This window comes from Nocardia sp. NPDC056564 (assembly GCF_042793755.1).
Lineage (GTDB): Bacteria > Actinomycetota > Actinomycetes > Mycobacteriales > Mycobacteriaceae > Nocardia.
This window is the reverse complement of sequence record NZ_JBHTUR010000029.1, coordinates 34,892-48,142: the sequence shown is the minus strand read 5'-3', so window position 1 is coordinate 48,142 and position 13,251 is coordinate 34,892. Positions and strand designations below refer to the sequence as shown.

At 65.4% G+C, this 13,251-nt stretch carries 18 protein-coding genes and 1 tRNA gene; 4 read left to right on the top strand and 15 right to left on the bottom strand.

Features of this window, described 5'->3' with window-relative positions; translation table 11 throughout:
* Positions 1-53: 53 nt before the first annotated feature.
* Positions 54-1,979: a DNA primase gene (gene dnaG, locus ACFQ9K_RS42015; protein ID WP_378720578.1), complete on the top strand. Its 1,926-nt coding sequence runs from the start codon at positions 54-56 to the stop codon at positions 1,977-1,979.
* Between the two features lie 57 nt (positions 1,980-2,036).
* On the opposite strand, the gene ACFQ9K_RS42010 is transcribed toward dnaG, so the two are convergent.
* Positions 2,037-2,282 carry a hypothetical protein gene (locus ACFQ9K_RS42010; protein WP_107654933.1) on the bottom strand — a complete coding sequence of 82 codons (246 nt, stop codon included), beginning with the start codon at positions 2,280-2,282 and terminating at the stop codon, positions 2,037-2,039.
* A 140-nt stretch (positions 2,283-2,422) separates the two neighbouring features.
* Here ACFQ9K_RS42010 and ACFQ9K_RS42005 point away from each other — a divergent pair, with 140 nt between their 5' ends.
* On the top strand, positions 2,423-3,250 hold the full coding sequence (locus ACFQ9K_RS42005; protein WP_378720579.1) for a methyltransferase domain-containing protein: 828 nt from the start codon (positions 2,423-2,425) through the stop codon (positions 3,248-3,250).
* A gap of 51 nt (positions 3,251-3,301) precedes the next feature.
* On the opposite strand, the gene ACFQ9K_RS42000 is transcribed toward ACFQ9K_RS42005, so the two are convergent.
* A complete protein-coding gene (locus ACFQ9K_RS42000; RefSeq protein ID WP_191094305.1) occupies positions 3,302-3,442 on the bottom strand; it encodes a hypothetical protein in 141 nt (46 codons plus the stop codon).
* A gap of 144 nt (positions 3,443-3,586) precedes the next feature.
* Here ACFQ9K_RS42000 and ACFQ9K_RS41995 point away from each other — a divergent pair, with 144 nt between their 5' ends.
* Both ACFQ9K_RS41995 and ACFQ9K_RS41990 read left to right on the top strand, forming a co-directional pair.
* Entirely contained in the window at positions 3,587-4,513 is a 927-nt protein-coding gene (locus ACFQ9K_RS41995; protein ID WP_378720580.1) for an endonuclease/exonuclease/phosphatase family protein, read from the top strand.
* A gap of 78 nt (positions 4,514-4,591) precedes the next feature.
* Positions 4,592-4,664: transfer RNA gene (locus tag ACFQ9K_RS41990), tRNA-Asn, on the top strand.
* A 23-nt stretch (positions 4,665-4,687) separates the two neighbouring features.
* Here ACFQ9K_RS41990 and xerC read toward each other — a convergent pair.
* The 13 genes from xerC to ACFQ9K_RS41925 form a co-directional block, all read right to left on the bottom strand.
* Positions 4,688-6,058: a tyrosine recombinase XerC gene (gene xerC, locus ACFQ9K_RS41985; RefSeq protein WP_378984431.1), complete on the bottom strand. Its 1,371-nt coding sequence runs from the start codon at positions 6,056-6,058 to the stop codon at positions 4,688-4,690.
* 46 nt (positions 6,059-6,104) lie between these two features.
* Positions 6,105-6,344 (bottom strand): hypothetical protein, encoded by a 240-nt coding sequence (locus ACFQ9K_RS41980; RefSeq protein ID WP_378720582.1) that lies wholly within the window; start codon positions 6,342-6,344, stop codon positions 6,105-6,107.
* Positions 6,345-6,354: 10 nt separating this feature from the next.
* The gene (locus ACFQ9K_RS41975) at positions 6,355-7,965 is read right to left on the bottom strand and encodes a replication initiator (RefSeq protein WP_378720583.1); all 1,611 of its coding nucleotides are present in this window, start codon (positions 7,963-7,965) and stop codon (positions 6,355-6,357) included.
* A 77-nt stretch (positions 7,966-8,042) separates the two neighbouring features.
* Complete coding sequence (locus tag ACFQ9K_RS41970) at positions 8,043-8,381, bottom strand: hypothetical protein (RefSeq protein ID WP_378720584.1); 339 nt, start codon at positions 8,379-8,381, stop codon at positions 8,043-8,045.
* The gene (locus ACFQ9K_RS41965; protein WP_378720585.1) at positions 8,381-8,755 is read right to left on the bottom strand and encodes a hypothetical protein; all 375 of its coding nucleotides are present in this window, start codon (positions 8,753-8,755) and stop codon (positions 8,381-8,383) included. Before ACFQ9K_RS41965 ends, ACFQ9K_RS41970 begins: the two co-directional genes overlap by 1 nt.
* A complete protein-coding gene (locus ACFQ9K_RS41960; protein ID WP_378720586.1) occupies positions 8,752-9,078 on the bottom strand; it encodes a hypothetical protein in 327 nt (108 codons plus the stop codon). The genes ACFQ9K_RS41965 and ACFQ9K_RS41960 overlap by 4 nt, the downstream gene beginning before the upstream one ends.
* Complete coding sequence (locus ACFQ9K_RS41955) at positions 9,075-9,731, bottom strand: DNA methylase (protein ID WP_378984426.1); 657 nt, start codon at positions 9,729-9,731, stop codon at positions 9,075-9,077. Before ACFQ9K_RS41955 ends, ACFQ9K_RS41960 begins: the two co-directional genes overlap by 4 nt.
* A complete protein-coding gene (locus tag ACFQ9K_RS41950) occupies positions 9,728-11,050 on the bottom strand; it encodes an FtsK/SpoIIIE domain-containing protein (RefSeq protein WP_378984423.1) in 1,323 nt (440 codons plus the stop codon). The genes ACFQ9K_RS41955 and ACFQ9K_RS41950 overlap by 4 nt, the downstream gene beginning before the upstream one ends.
* Positions 11,047-11,265, bottom strand: coding sequence for a hypothetical protein (locus ACFQ9K_RS41945; protein WP_378720590.1), 219 nt, complete (start codon positions 11,263-11,265; stop codon positions 11,047-11,049). The genes ACFQ9K_RS41950 and ACFQ9K_RS41945 overlap by 4 nt, the downstream gene beginning before the upstream one ends.
* A complete protein-coding gene (locus tag ACFQ9K_RS41940) occupies positions 11,262-11,603 on the bottom strand; it encodes a hypothetical protein (protein WP_378720591.1) in 342 nt (113 codons plus the stop codon). The genes ACFQ9K_RS41945 and ACFQ9K_RS41940 overlap by 4 nt, the downstream gene beginning before the upstream one ends.
* Complete coding sequence (locus ACFQ9K_RS41935; protein ID WP_378984420.1) at positions 11,600-12,406, bottom strand: hypothetical protein; 807 nt, start codon at positions 12,404-12,406, stop codon at positions 11,600-11,602. Before ACFQ9K_RS41935 ends, ACFQ9K_RS41940 begins: the two co-directional genes overlap by 4 nt.
* A complete protein-coding gene (locus ACFQ9K_RS41930; RefSeq protein ID WP_378984418.1) occupies positions 12,406-12,648 on the bottom strand; it encodes a hypothetical protein in 243 nt (80 codons plus the stop codon). Before ACFQ9K_RS41930 ends, ACFQ9K_RS41935 begins: the two co-directional genes overlap by 1 nt.
* Entirely contained in the window at positions 12,648-13,109 is a 462-nt protein-coding gene (locus tag ACFQ9K_RS41925) for a hypothetical protein (protein ID WP_378984415.1), read from the bottom strand. The genes ACFQ9K_RS41930 and ACFQ9K_RS41925 overlap by 1 nt, the downstream gene beginning before the upstream one ends.
* Between the last annotated feature and the right edge of the window lie 142 nt (positions 13,110-13,251).

Genomic DNA, 13,251 nt, shown 5'->3' with positions numbered 1-13,251 from the left:
AGAGCCGGAGCCGTGGGTGAAGAACGTCGGTCCCGGCGGGTACGCTCACTGCCGTGGCCGGACGACTCCCAGATCGCGATATCGCGGCGATACGTGACCGCGTCCGCATCGAAGACATTGTGGGGGAGTACGTCGCGCTGAAGCGCGCGGGCGCGGACTCCATGAAGGGCCTGTGCCCGTTCCATGACGAGAAATCGCCGTCGTTCCACGTGCGGCCGAATCATGGCCTCTTCCACTGCTTCGGCTGCGGTGAGGGCGGGGACGTCTTCGCGTTCCTGCAAAAGATCGACCATGTCGGCTTCGTCGAAGCGGTCGAGCAGATGGCCGACCGGATCGGCTACCAGATCAACTACGAGGGCGGCGGCACCTCGGTGCAGCGCGACCGCGGCACCCGCTCCCGGCTGGTCGCGGCCAACGCCGCCGCGCACGAGTTCTACATGGCCCAGCTGCGCGAGCCCGGCGCCGAGACCGCGCGCAAGTTCCTCACCGACCGCAATTTCGATGCGGCGGCCGCCCAGCAGTTCGGCTGCGGCTACGCGCCCGCTGGGTGGGACACGCTGACGAAACACCTGCTGCGCAAGGGTTTCGAGTTCAAGGAGCTGGAGGGCGCGGGCCTGTCGAGGCAGGGGCAGCGCGGCCCGATCGATCGGTTCCATCGGCGGCTGCTCTGGCCGATCCGCAACCTCGGCGGGGACGTCATCGGGTTCGGCGCGCGCAAGCTGTTCGACGACGACACCATGCCGGGCAAGTACATCAATACCCCGGAAACGATCCTGTACAAGAAGTCTCAGGTGCTGTTCGGCCTCGACCTGGCCAAGCGGGACATCGCCAAGGGACATCAGGCCGTGGTCGTCGAGGGCTACACCGACGTGATGGCCATGCATCTGGCCGGGGTGAAGACCGCCGTCGCGTCCTGTGGCACCGCGTTCGGCGAGGAACACCTCGCGCTGCTGCGCCGGCTGCTGCTGGACGACAACTTCTGGCGTGGCGAGATCATCTACACCTTCGACGGTGACGCGGCGGGCCAAGCCGCGGCGCTGAAAGCCTTTGCCGGAGACCAGAAGCTGGCCGGGCAGACCTACATCGCGATCGCGCCCGACGGGCAGGATCCGTGCGAACTACGCCAGCACTCCGGCGACGGCGCGGTCCGCGATCTGGTCGCGCGGCGAACCCCGTTGTACGAGTTCGTGATTCGCGGGCTGCTCGCCGACCACAATCTGGATACCGCCGAGGGGCAGGTCGAGTCGCTGCGGCGGGCGATTCCGGTGGTCGCGCAGATCAAGGACAACGCGTTGCGCAAGGCGTACGCGACGAAGCTGGCCGGGTGGGTCGGCTGGGACGATATCCAGACCGTGGTTCGCCGGGTCGGCGACGAGGCCAAGCGCAACCGGATGGGCGGCGGCAGTGCCGGCGGGCGGCAGGCGCCGGCCGCGAAGCAGACCGAGTCGGTCGCCGAACAGCCTGCGGCACGGCCCAATCCGAACGATCCGACGTTGATGCCGCAGCGGCAGGTGCTGGCCGCCGCGTTGCAGTATCCGGCGATGGCGGGGGCGGTCTTCGACTCGCTGGAGGCCGACGCCTTCACCCATCCCGCGTATGCGGCGGTTCGGATGCTGATCGCCGAGGTCGGCGGCACCGGGGCCGGGCTCGGCGGTGCCGAGTGGGTCAACGCGATCGCGGATCGGACCGACGACCTGACCATGCGTGCGCTGCTGTCCGAGCTGGCGAACGAGCCACTGCCGGTGAAGAACGCCAGCGGCATCCCGCGGTTCGTCGCCGGGGTGCTGGCGCGCACCCAGGAGGCCTGGGTGGGCAGGCAGATCGCCGAACTGAAGTCGAAGCTGCAACGAGTGTCGTCCACCGAGGAGCCGGACGCCTATATGGCGTTGTTCGGCGACCTGGTGGCGCTGGAGCAGTATCGGAAGAGTCTGTTGACCCAGGCCATGGGCAATCACGACGACTTCGCCACCAGAGCTTAGTAACCGTCCCGGAACACGAACCGGGGTACCGGCGGCCGGATGATTCGGGCGCTGTGCTCAGCGACGCAGCTGATCCTGCGGCACCAGAATCGTGGTGCGCTCGTCCAGCGGCTCCATCGGTTCCAGCCGCGGCTTCGTGCTGAGCTTGTCCGACAGCTTCTGCCTGCCGACCAGCACCAATTTGCGAGTCACCGGGCTTTCCGACAGCGCACGGGTCGCGGCGCTGATCTGCTCGTAGCGAGCCCGCCCGGCCTTGCTGCCGAGTACATACCCGGCCGCCACGCCGATGATCAACCGCAGCATCTCGATGTGCTCCTCCCAGTTGCCTGTTCGCGGCTCTATCCTGCCCGACGCACGATGGCCGTGTCGATCCGGATAGCGCTGCGTGGGCGAATCCGGCAACCCATCCCGCAAAGGGCAAGGGAGCGGCCAGAATCGAGCACATGACCGCCCTCTCGCTGACCGCCGAGCGCCGGGCCGAACTCGCGGCGCTGCTCGGCGACGATCGACGACTCCGCGCCGAATATCCGAAGGTGGCCGACTACCTCGTCACCGCGCCGCTGCTGGCCGACACCGGTGACGCGGGTGCGGACGCGGCGTTCGATCTCCGGTTCGTGCACTTCATGACCAGTGCGGAGACCACGGATCCGTATTGGGCCATCGTCGGGCCGTCCGTGACGGTGGACGGAGGTCGCCGGGTGGTGAACGGTGGCCGGGCCGGCGGGAGCGCTCGTCTGGGATACGCGCAGACGATCTTGCAGGCCGGGTACGCCTACGCGATTCCGTCACCGGAAACGCTGCGCTGGGTAGCGCGGTTCGCGCAGGGGAGACGGGTGCTGGAGCTGGGCGCCGGTCGCGGGTATTGGGCGCGGCAGCTCGCGCGGCTGGGCGTCGATGTCGCGGCGTTCGATTCGGCGCCGCCGGACGAATCGGAGAACCTGTCGTTTCCGGGCGCACCGGGCCAGCTGGACGTGTGGCAGCACGTCGGGAATCTCGCCGAGTACGCCACCGAGTCGCACGCCGAGTGCGTACTTCTCCTGTGCTGGCCGCCGGGCTGGGGCGACCCCATGGCCTCGCGCGCGCTGCACGACTTCGAGCAGGCCGGCGGGAACCGGCTGATCTTCATCGGCGAGCCGAAGGGCGGCAAGACCGGAGACGACCCGTTCTTCGATCGGCTCATCACCGCATGGACGCTGGAAAGCCAAGACCCCGACCATGTTTCGTGGTGGAACCTCGGCGATGTCGCACAGGGGTGGGTCCGTCGGAAGTAGGCGGTGTCGGCCTGGCCGGGCCGGTGACCCGACCAGGGTTCGGAACCGTGATCAGGCGGCGAGTTCTTCTCGCTTGGCCCGATGCTCCTCACACAGTTGCCGGGTGCTCCGGCGGATCAGCGCCGGGTCCAGTCGTTGTGCGAAGGTCAGGTTCTCGTTGCGCCAGCAATCGCCGCATGCGAATTCGCTCATGTCGGCCTCCTAATTCCGTTGCTCAGCGGGGTTGCTGAGGAGTGCCCACTTCGCCACCCGCTCAGCGTCTACGTATTCATACTCGCCCCCGATAGTGGCCGTACCGTTACTTCCATGTGAGAACGGTCGAACTCGCCTGCATTCATGAACCTCTCATCTGACGTGTTCATCGTCGACGGCATGGGATATCTGAAGGATCTCGCCTTGGCGGGCGCCGCGCTGGTGCTAGGTGCGCTGCTGATCGGCTGTCGGCTGTTGCCGGACGGACCACGTCAGTTGGTCGGCAGTTTTCTGCCCTGGCTGCTGGTGCCGACGCTGCTCCTCGCCGTGGTCGCACTGAGCGTCGGCGCCAAGCTCGGCCTCGTCGCCGTGGTCGCCCCGTTCCTGGCCTGGTCGCTGCTCTTCGTGCCGCAGCTCATCCAACGCCCGTACCGCGGCGAGTCCGCCGACGCTGTGCGCGTCGCCACCCAGAACCTCGGCGCGACCGGCACCGCCGCCGAATTGGTCGACGCCACAGTGATTTCGGTCCAGGAACTCACCGACCGCAACCGCGCCTCCGTCGCCGCCGAACTGGACCCGGCCCACCCTCACGTCGCCACAGTCGGCACCGTCGGCCTCTGGAGCCGCTACCCCCTCGACGACATCGAACGCCTCGACCTGGACCAAGGCTGGGCCCGCGCCCTGCGCGCCCGCGTCCACGCCCCCGCCGGCGACATCACCGTCTACGCCGTCCACCTCGGCTCCATCCGCTTCGGCGAAACCGAATCCCGCAACCGCACCCTCCGCACCCTCACCGACCTGGTCCAGCGCGACCCCTCCGACCGCCTACTCGTCCTGGGCGACCTCAACACCGCCTCCACCGACCCCCAACTCACCCCCCTCACCCGAACCCTGCACGACGTCCGCACCGGCCTGGCCTTCACCTGGCCGTCCGACTTCCCCCTCACCCGCCCCGACCACATCCTCACCCGAGGTTTCACCCCCCTTGACGCCACCGTCCGCCGAACCCCCGGCAGCGACCACCGCGCCGCCACCGCAACCCTCGCCCCCACCCCACATGTCAGCAGGTAGAGACGCGATTTGGGCGGGCGGCAGCCCATACGCTAAAGTTTCTCCTCGGCCCGCCTAGCACAGACGGACCGAGGATAGTCCCCTATAGCTCAATTGGCAGAGCAGCCGACTGTTAATCGGCAGGTTTCTGGTTCGAGTCCAGATGGGGGAGCCTGAACGGCCCCTGACCAGGAGTTATGCATCTTGGTCGGGGGCCGAACTCGTACCAGAACCCCCCAAGTCGACAAAAAGTCGGCGAAAAGTCGCACCGTGTCCATTCGCGTCGTGATCGTGGCCTGATCCGTTCGTCACCGCATCGTGGAACACCGCCGCTGCCTCATGATGCACCCGTCCGCGCGCCATGTACTTGCGCTGCGTCATTGCCGGGTCGGCATGCTGGAGTACGTCCGCAGTCACGCGCGCCGACAGCTTGGCATCGTCGAGAACCGTTGCCATGATCTTGCGGAAGCTGTACGGGCTCACATCGTCGGGAATGCCGAGCGCTTCACGAACTCGCTGCCATTGGTGGTTCACATTCACCGGGTCTCGCAATGTCCAGTCGAAGGACGGAAAGATCAAGTCCACGTCGTAGTCGGCCGGCGGGGAACACTCCTGCTTACGCAATTGCATGCGCTCCCACCGCCGATCGAGCATGGCCACGGCGAATCCCGGGAGTGCGATGGTGCCCTGCGGGTTCTTCGGATCGTTGTCCTTGACCACCCGGATCAGGCCCTTGCCCTTCACCCGGATGACTTTGCCGACAGTCTGAATTTGCTTCTTCTCGGCGTGGTAGAACGGCCAAGCCAGCCCGAGCACTTGACTCGGTCGCTGCCCGATGGCGGCCATCATCACCACGAGGTCAGCCAAATCGGCCTCATCGCAATATTCGGCGACAGTCGGCGGTGTGTAGGACCGAATGCCGCGGCGCTGCTCTTCCTTGGTCAGTTTGCGTGGACACGGCAGCACCGACCCGTATATCGCATTGAGGATGAATCGCAGATCCTCCACCGCGATGTGGGCGGCGCCACCGGTACGCCCCTTCGGCTCGACGTTCTCCGGGATGTCAGCTTCCCGAACAGGATTCACATCAATCGCGTCCTTACGCACCGCGTACCGGAACATTCCCGACATCATCGACCGGGCATTGAGCATCGAGCCCGGACCGTGGTTCGCGGCCACCCATTCCAGGAATGCTTCGGCCGTGCTGGTCTTGAATTCCTCCGGCCCGATCCGGCGATACCCGTACTCGGCGACAAGCATTGCTGCCCACCGGTCGTACAGTGTGAGCGTGCCTTCAGCGCGCCCCTTCTTCACCAGATGCGCCCGGTACAACACCCACAGCTGTGCAATAGTCGTAGTCCGGGTCAGCTCGCTACCGGTATCCGGGACCAGCTCAGCAGCGGCAGCCCGTACCGCGGATTCGGCACGACTTCCGTCCCTATCGGGAATTCGCCGGCCGCGGCTGTCCAGGCGCACGGGTGACACTCGCTGAACTTGACGAAGCTTCCCGCGACGATCCCGCACCCAGGTATGCGCCAGCCAGTGCCCAGTCCGCAGCTCGGTCAACCGGACCACCCCTGGCACACCTAGCGGCCCCCGCGGCCGGCCAGTCCTAGCCATCGCCTGATGTACCGTCCTCGGTACGCATGGCTTCCATCGCCTCATAAAGCGCATCGACACTCCACAAGTACTGCCGCCCACGGCGTTTGGGCTTGGGCAGCGCGAACGGAGCTGAACCGGTGCGATGCCAGCGCCGAAGAACTTCAGGGTGACAGCACACGATTGCCGCCGCGCGGTTGGTGTCGACCCACCGCGATCGATGGTCGCTGGCGCCGGTATGTGCGGTAGTCATCGTTTCCTCCTCACGCGGCTTCTTGAGTTGCCGAATATTCTTGTGCCCCAGGTGGTCCCGCTGCGAGCAGGGCATTGGTGTACTCGGCTCGCCAGGTGGTGCGTTGGGCGATAGCGGTCAGGATCAGGTGCTCACGCGGTGGGACCTGCTGGTCTCCGGGTTCGACCGGGGTAACGCGCAGATGCGAGGTATCTGGTTTCTCGATGCCGACATCGGCAAGGAGTTGCCGAACAAAATCGGCACGATCTGCCTTGTGGTCGGGCAGTGTCTTGCCGGTCCAGCGTCGCGAAACCAGCACACGACGGCCCGGTAGGCCGAGGGTGTCACGACGGTGAGCCTTGCCGCGGCAGCGACCGGGTTTGGTCTTGGCGGTCGCGCCCTTGGGGACGATGCCGTGGCGCAGCCACACCGCACACCGAGGCGAGCAGGGGGTGTGTGCGAGTTCGGCGTGTAGGCGGTCGTAGTGGATGGCGGCGCGAACCGATTGCGGTTCAACGATTTCCGCGATCGACTTCGTCAGGTACTTGGTGACGTAGGCGATCGTGCGGTCGGCCTTCTCCCCGGGCGTCATGCCCTGGATGTGGCGCGGGTCGACCTGGACACCGAAGCGCATCGTGTGCGCAGGTTCGAGGTCATCGACGGTATCCATGGTGTCGAGTGCCTCGTCCCAGCTGGTCAGCGGTCGATGGGTGCGCGGGTCGAGGAAGGTGGCCTTGTCCTCATCCCATATCGGCATGTTGTCTCCGGTGTAGACCTCCTGGTCGAAGTGCGGCCACCACACACGATGATTGGTCGCTTCGGTGACCTTGAGGACCAGCTCACGCGGCAGGTCGGTGCGGATGAGGACGTGCACGTGCGGGGCGCCGCGTTTCTGCGGTTCGACCACGGTGAAGTACTGGAGATCACGGCCGACTGCGCGGCGCATGTTCTGAATCCAGCGGTCGAACAGCTTGCCGAAGTGGATGATGTCGCGGGCTGCGCGGGTGTAGTCGTAGTCATCAGGGCGACGAGGAGACCCGTCCGAGCACGTCTTGCCCTCAGGGTCTTTCGCGCCGTCGCGGTTGATCGCACCGTAGGACGGCAACGTCAGGGTGATCAGCATGCCCGGGCGATGACGACCGGCGTACGCGTCACGGATTGTATTGCGCGACACCTTCTTCCGCGGAAGATCCGGAGCGCCGTCGAGCCGACGAGTCGAGCGAGTCCGACGCTTACGAGTCTTGGGCTCCAGCGCAGGCAACCGGCCCCGCAATCCGGTCTCACGCAAATCGCCGTCCACGATCGTCACAGCCGCCGCGATATCGGCCATCCGCTCCTCGTCACCGTCGGCTTTGGCGGAGTGGTAGTCGCTGACCAGATCCGCTCGGGCAGCGAGTATTTCGCGTTGCCAGTCGGTGGCTTCGCGGTGTTCGTCCACTGGTTCGCGATCGAGATGCCAGCCCTCCCGGCATTGCGTCATCCGCAGGTACCGCGCTTGCTTCGCGCATGCCGGGCACGCCGATTCCACCGTCGACTTACACGGGGCCGCGATATAGGAAACCGTCAGGGTCTTCGGGTCTTCCACCCGCATCGGGATCGGCCGCTTGCACACCCCGAACTTCTCGGCCGTGGCCTGAGCCACCTCTAGGAACGAAGGCTTCGCGCGGCGATCAGCGGCCGTCTCTCGGACCGGGGCAGCCTTTTCAGGGGCAGTGTCGGTCACCATAGGATTGCTCTTTTCAGGCGTGAATCAGCGTGGTAGAACCGCAGTTCCACGGTGGCCGGACCGATCAGCTCTGCCCGGCAGTGATCGGCGTCGAACGCGGCAGCGAGATCGAGGGTCCGGTGGTACCAGTCGGCGGGGCATTGGCCCGGCAGCATCCGCACCAGCACCGAATCGATGTCGTCGCCGATGTCGATGCCCAGCCGGGCCGGGACCATCACCGCGTCGGCGTAGGGGACAACGAGGTGGCAGGCGGTGAGCTGGCGGGTCCAGCAGCGGCCGTAACGCCACCAGCCCAGCACCCAATCCTGCGGGCGCACAGTGAGTGTGGTCATTACTTCCCCCTGACCGGTGTCTCGAACAACGCCAGCTGATCCGGCGGTGCAGGCTTGGGTCGTTTGGCGGCGCGGCGTGGTCTGGCCGCTGCGGCGAGGATCGGGTTGATGTGGTGGATCGGGGCGAACCGGCCGACCTTCAACCGGGCATCGCTATCGACGAAGCGGGAGAACCGTGAGGCGACCGGGACCAGTTCCCAGCCCGCGCAGGTGCCTTTCCCGGGATCGGCCGGCATGCGGCGCACCGTGCCGATCGTCATCGGGCCACCACGCAGCGGGTTGCCGTTGATCTCGTAGAGGACATCACCCACTTCCACCTTCTTCGGGGTCACGACGTAGAAGAACTGCGGTTCCGGATCAGCTATCGCGGTCATGGCAGCACCTCCACCTCTGCACTGCCGCACACTCGGCAGGTGCGGGAACGGGTGGAGACCCCGAGCAGTCGTTTCGTGGTCTGCCAGGTGTCCGGGTATTGGTGGCCGTTGCGGTCGCAGTAGTCCGCGGCGATGCAGCCGTCGCACCAGATCCGGTCCCCGTCATAGACCCAGCCGACACCAGCGGCCCGCGATTGCAGATACGACACGGCTTGCTGGACGGAGTCGAAACAGATTGATTCCGAACCGTTTTCGGTGTACACGTCGCCACACATGTCGCAGTAGACGACTGTGTGGTTCTCGGTCACGAATCCGCGTTTCATGCTGCCACCGCCTTGCCGGTGTCGAGCTGTCGCAGGAGCTGAGTGCCGAGGTATCGGGTGTAGGCCGGCGGAATCGCTTCACGCAGGCCCTCACGGCTCATCCACGATGCGCCCATCGCTTGGCGGGCTTGAGCGACACCGGAGAAGTTCCCGACGACGTGCATGAACTCCCCGGGTTGGGGCGGGCGGCCCATCTTCGTTAAGGGCATCGTGTGTGCGGGATGAGCCGGGACCGTGAGCGGGATATTCGATTCGAACAGCCGGTGCCGGTAGGTGCGCAATCCTTCGAACATGGCTCCGCACAGGGTGATCGGGTTGAGCAGGGGCGCATCTTCGACGTTTTCGATCACATACGGCCGGCCACTCGCGACGAGCACATCCCTGATCTGGGTGATCAGGTCCGGGTGCGTGCGGTTGTAGATCCGCTGGGCCTTGCTGTGTGCTTGGCACGGCGGGGACGCGTGCACGGCATCGAAGGCCCAGCCATGGCGTGCGGCGTAATCCACCGCGTCGGCCTGGATGAACCGGAACGGGTACCGCGGCTGTGCTTCGATGTCGACACCTACGACGTCGAAATCGGCCAGGTGATAGCCCATGCCGGCACCACCCTGCTTGCAGAACAGATCCAGCAGCATCGGACGCGTGCTAGTCATGCCGCCACCGACCCTTCCCCATCGCCGAGATCATCAGGGTCGAACGCCGATGGATCGAAGTCGTCATCAGGTTCGACTGCGGCACTGGGTGTTTCGTGCCGGGGTGCGAACTGGTCGACCATGGCGGCGATGTCGTCATCGGTGACCATGTAGAACCGAACCCGTGTGAGTTCGCGCGAGCCGTCTTGTTCGATGTAGCCGACACCGGGTGTGTAGGAGGAGATTTCGTCGCACTCCGCGCCACGATCACGTGCGCCGGCACCGAAGACCATGCCGATCTGGGTGGGTTCGGCCAGTCGCAGGCCCATCCGCAGCGGGAACAGCTGCCGTTGGGGCATGTTCTCTTTCGACGGGTCCTGGATGAACGCGAACACCGAAATCGCGGTTGCGCGAGCCTGCGTCAGCAGCAATCCGAGCAGCTCGTCCAAGCGTGTCTTGGTTTTGGGATCGGCGTAGGCCGACAAGGCCGCGAATTCATCGATGATCAGGAATATCAGCGGTTCATCGGTGGTCGGGATGTGTTTGCGGAGCTTGGCTTTCATCAGCTTGGCTTGCCGTTCCCGCATCACCGCGACGGCTTCTTCCAGCAGCGCGAGGATGTCTTCGGCGTTCTGGTAGGCGAAGCGGACGAACAATTCCTTGCCGGGGCTGAACTCGACACCGCCCTTGGGATCGATCCCCCACGGATCGACGAGTCCGGCGCGGATGGCGGGAGCCAGGCCGGCGACCAGCGACCAGATGATCGAGCCCTTGCCCGAGCCGGTGAGTCCGGCACCGATGCCGTGGGTGTAGAGCACCGGGATACCGACCCGTTCACCGTCTTCGGTGATGCCGGCGGGGACCGCCTTCAGGTCTACGTCGTTGGAGACCCAACCCGGCAACGCTGCCGGGGCCGCGAGTGTGTCGAACACGCGCAGCTGAAGACGGACCACCCCCGGAGCAGGCAACGACACTGTCACCTTCTCCACACCGAGGACCTGAGCGAACGCATCACGGGTCTCCTCGTTCGACCACTTCTTGCGCGACTGGCCGGCCAGCATCACGAACACGGCGTCGATGCCGTGGCGGGTGTAGTCGTAGCGCTCCAACGGTGGAAACCCCGTCTCGACCGAACCGAGCTTGAGCGCTTGAAGCATCAGGTTGGTTTGCAGCGGATCAGCCAGCACCGACACAGCCGGCCGCAACGGTGGCGGGGCGCTGTCGATGATCTGTTGCAGGGTCAGCACCTTCGGTGCGTGGATGGTGACGCAGGACCGCAGGAAGGTCCCGATGGCGACCGCACTACCGGTGGCGAGGAACAGGGGCAGGATCGTGCTCACATCAGCCCCCGCAACGGCTCGAACGACAGCGATACCGAATGCTCAGCGAGGACGTTGGGCAGCACGTAGGTCAGGGTGCGGGCGTCTTCGAGGCTGAGCTGGATTTCGGTTCCGCCGACGAGGAACGACATCCGCGCCGCCGACTCGACCGGCTGAAATGGTGATGCTGCAACGTATTTCACGTTCCGCAGGTCTCCACTGATCGGAGTAGTCATTGCGGTTCACCCCACGCAGGCTCATCGCAGAACATCACGCAGCCACGCGCAACGGCTATGGGCTTCGGCTTGGGCTGCGGTGCACGAGGCGGCTCGCACTTCCAGAGTCGGATGTTGATTCCGGGAGGCGGCTCGGCGCAGTTCGCGTCGTTGAACGACGGCTTCGGGACGTCTTCGCAGAACATCACGCACGCGCCAGGAGCACTGCTCTGGTAAACCACCGGCTGTGGTGTCCGGTCGGTGGTGAGCAGGATCGCCGTAGCCAGCGCGGCCGTGGCCGGAACCCCGAGCGCGACGGCCAGGAATGACGGGCTGGAAGAGAAGTTGAAGGTGATCATCGGTTGCCCCCCAGGGCGGGAATCGCGAGCGGCAACATCGGCTGCACCGGACGCTCAGGTCGAGCAGATTGGACAGGTGTGGGTGTCGACGGGCGCGGTTGCCCGGTCTGTTCCACCACAGGCTTCGGTGCGTACTTCGCCGCAGTAGCAGGCGAGATCCCCAGCGCCGCACCGATTTCGGCGTAGGTGGCTCCCTCGGCACGCAGTTCGACCGCGCGGGCGACCTTCGCCGGATCGCGACGAGTGGTTCGCCGCTTCGCTGGCACCGGTCGCGACACGGGCACCGGGACTACCTCGGTAGCCGGAACCGCCTCGGCCGCAACGGGTTCGGTGAGGTCGTTGTCGCGGCTGATCATGTGGGCCAGGGTTGCGCCCATCCCGAGAACGGCCGGCGGGACGCACGCCACCAGCACGACTACCGGCCACGGAGCCGTAGCCCAGTGCGCAGCCTGCATGAGGTGGTAAGCGACCTGACCGACGCCACCGAGGATCAACGCACCCAGGGCACTCCACTTGGCGTATGCGCGAGTGCCAGGATTGGCGATAGTGCCGTTGAGCCATACGTGCAGGGCGTAGGAGGCGTAGGTTTCCATGCCGATCGGCAGCGTGATCGCGGTATTGATCGTGAAGTTGCCGGCGATACCCGGAAGCGGTTGCACCTCACCGAAACCGGTCATCGTGCCGAGCCCGACCCAGCCGGACCAGATCGCAACGAACGCCGGAAGCGCCAGCAACAGCACGGGCCACGAACGAATTCGCTTCTCCGGCTTGCCATTCTGATCCGGCTTGGGTCGGTAGAACATCAGGCCACCGCCCTCGGCTCATCCTCGGACAGGTACTCGGCGTACTCGTGCTGAGCCAGCACGTTCGGCAGCGCCTCCGCCAAATCGTGCGCATCGGCGATATCGAGCACGATCCGGACCGAACCGAGCTGGAACACCACCTGAGGCGGAAGGCTCCCGAGCTTGCGACCGCGGGACCGCTCGTACCGCAGCCCGTGCAGCTCACCGCCCACCGTCGCGGGGGTCATGACGAACGAAGTCATCACGCCGCCGCCTTCCCGCTACGCGGAGCCGTCGCCGAATGATCGCCAGGCGCAACGGTTCCCGAGTTGTCGCCCTTGAACCCGGTCGCCCGGATCGACCAGCCGATGCTCTTGAACTCGCCCGAACCGGCCATCTTCGGCTTGATCTGCAAGCCCTCCAGCTCGACCAGCATCACGTTCTCCGAGAACTGCGTACCGACCGGAACCGGCTGCACATCCGCCAGGAAGATCACGTCGAACGACGAGTCCTTCGAACCCATCCCCGAGGGATCGGCCACCGTCCCCTTCCACAACCGCTTGCCCGTGCCGTTGCCGTCATCATCCAGATCGACCTTCTGACGCTTACGCGCGTTGCGGTCCCGGTTGAACTCGGTCATCGGTTCCACGGTGCCCATGAACAGCAACTTCGACGGGAACGTCTCATTGAAATCGGGGCGGAACCATACATCCTTCAAAGCCATCGCTCTAACTCCTTGTGTCCGTTTGCCTCTCGGCCTGATCACCACCTCTGTGGTGTGCGACACATCTAGAATCTCGCGACATATAGGGACGTAATAACCCAAGAATAGGGACATTTAGGGACATTTATGATAGACTTGGGGC